The sequence below is a fragment of the Candidatus Nitrotoga sp. M5 genome (genome assembly GCF_927904885.1).
In the GTDB taxonomy this organism is placed as follows: Bacteria; Pseudomonadota; Gammaproteobacteria; order Burkholderiales; family Gallionellaceae; genus Nitrotoga.
In genome coordinates, this window is record NZ_CAKMNW010000018.1 from 1 (window position 1) to 1,975 (window position 1,975).

Here is a 1,975-nt window from a genome sequence, read left to right on the forward strand (position 1 = left end):
TTACAGTAATGAAAGAATTCATCAGGGCAAGGTTTGTGATGGCAGAACGCCGTTGGAAACCTTACTCAGTGGGAAGCATGTTTGGAGTGGAAAAAATCTAAACCAAATTTAATCTGACAGTTACCCTGAAATTCGGTAACCGTCAAATCAAATCTGAGCTAGTACAAGTAATTATTCCGAGCCAATAAACGATATGAGGCACTTAACGATAAACCTGCCCAAGCTGCCAATTCATGAACATTTCATTCGCCTGATCTTGTTGATCTTTAGTCAAAGTAATTGAATTTCTTAGTTTTTTTGCAATTTCTTTGCCGCCATATTCGGCAGCCAGATTTGACCACGCGTAGGCCAGCAATTCATTTTTATTCACGCCGTTACCAAAATGGTAAGCCAAAGCGAGGTTGTACTGTGCATCGACATATCCAAATTTAGCCGCTTTTTCCCATAGCTCCACTGCTTGGGCTAGATCTTTTGGTACACCTTCTCCAGAATGGTACATTGTTCCGAGATTGGACTGAGCGGGGTGGTATCCCTGCAGCGATGCCCTTGTCCACAATTCAACGGTTTTGGTAAGGTCCCTTGGCACGATTTCTCCTTTGTAGTAGATCATCCCAAGCATAAACTGTGCATGAGTAAAATCGCGCTCGGCGGCGTGCTGCCACCATTTCAATGCCTTGGCAGGGTCATCGGGTATCCCTCTTTTGTCAGCGTATAACCAGCCAAGCTCCAATTGCGCATTAGCATCACCCTGGTCAGCTGCCTTTTGTAGCCAATCCACACCAATAACATCATCTTTAGGCACACCATATCCGCTGATGAACATCTGCCCAAGAGCAGACTGCGCCTTGGCATGTCCCTGTAGGGCGGCTTTCTCATACCATTCTGCCGCTTTTCTGGTGTCCTTTGGCATGATGCCGTGATCAGTTCCAGTTTCGTTCATGTATCCCAGGTTGTATTGCGCATTCGGATCGCCAGCTTCTGCATGCTGCCTTAATTCAGCAAGTTGTGCTACTTGCTCTGATATTGCTGGCCATGGCTGAGCATACGCACTTGCCCCAACAGTAAATAGCATGGTTAAAAGTAATTGCGCTGCAATAATGTTCTTGAATTTATTTAGTAATGACATCTTTAGACCTCTTTCAAGTTAATATTTAATTTTGTGTCAATCGAAACTAACAGGGGAACTCAGAAATTGGCACGTACCCCCACCAGAAAGCCGCGTCCCGGTAGCGGTGCGATTTCTTTCAGGATTGATGTATGCGTTCGTGCTTCCTGGTTGAAAAGATTATTGCCCTTGATGTATGCATCCCAGTGAATCGACTGTGTCGTAAAGTGATAGTTCAGCTTGGCGTTGGTCAGTGTATAAGCACTGGTAGACAGTTCGTTCGCATCTATTCGATCCTGCTTGAAAGAATGGGCGACATCAAGCTTTGCACTGAATTTACCAAGTTGATAGTCGAGGCCCGCGCCGAGGCGCATTGGGGTAATGCGTGGCAATGGCTCCCCCGTGTCGCTATTCTTCGCCCGCACATAGTCAGCGCGCAAATTGAGATTGAGATTACCTTTTTTCTCATATATCCGGAATTTTCCTTCAGCCTCAAAGCCATGGAATTCAGCCTTCACCGCACTAAATACACCCTCCGGAAGCTCTTCCTGCTCCTGACCACTTCTGATCAACGCAATGTAGTTCTCAAAACGCGTATAAAAGCCGCTAATGCTCGCTGAATGCTGACCCGAACGCCAGCGCAGTTGCAGATCAACACCATTTGATTTCTCCTTCGAAAGCGTTGTGTCTCCCACCTCAAACTGGCCCGTTGCTACATGCCTTCCATTTGCAAATAACTCGGCATACGTCGGTACTCGCTGAGTATGCGAAAAATTTGCAGCCAGACCAAAATTCTGGTTGAAGGTGTAGAGTGCGCCTAATGCACCGCTATTAGCTGAAAACTTGCGTGCCTGGGCCGCGCCAAAGCGT

At 46.7% G+C, this 1,975-nt stretch carries 2 protein-coding genes and 1 pseudogene; 1 reads left to right on the forward strand and 2 read right to left on the reverse strand.

The features are described from left to right. A pseudogene (locus MJ770_RS05490) lies at window positions 1-112 on the forward strand (IS481 family transposase); the annotation flags it as partial. A 90-nt stretch (window positions 113-202) separates the two neighbouring features. Here MJ770_RS05490 and MJ770_RS05495 read toward each other — a convergent pair. Further along, window positions 203-1,126: a tetratricopeptide repeat protein gene (locus MJ770_RS05495; RefSeq protein ID WP_239250604.1), complete on the reverse strand. Its 924-nt coding sequence runs from the start codon at window positions 1,124-1,126 to the stop codon at window positions 203-205. Window positions 1,127-1,185: 59 nt separating this feature from the next. Continuing rightward, on the reverse strand, window positions 1,186-1,975 hold a 790-nt coding region (locus MJ770_RS05500), incomplete at its 5' end, for a TonB-dependent receptor domain-containing protein (RefSeq protein WP_239250605.1).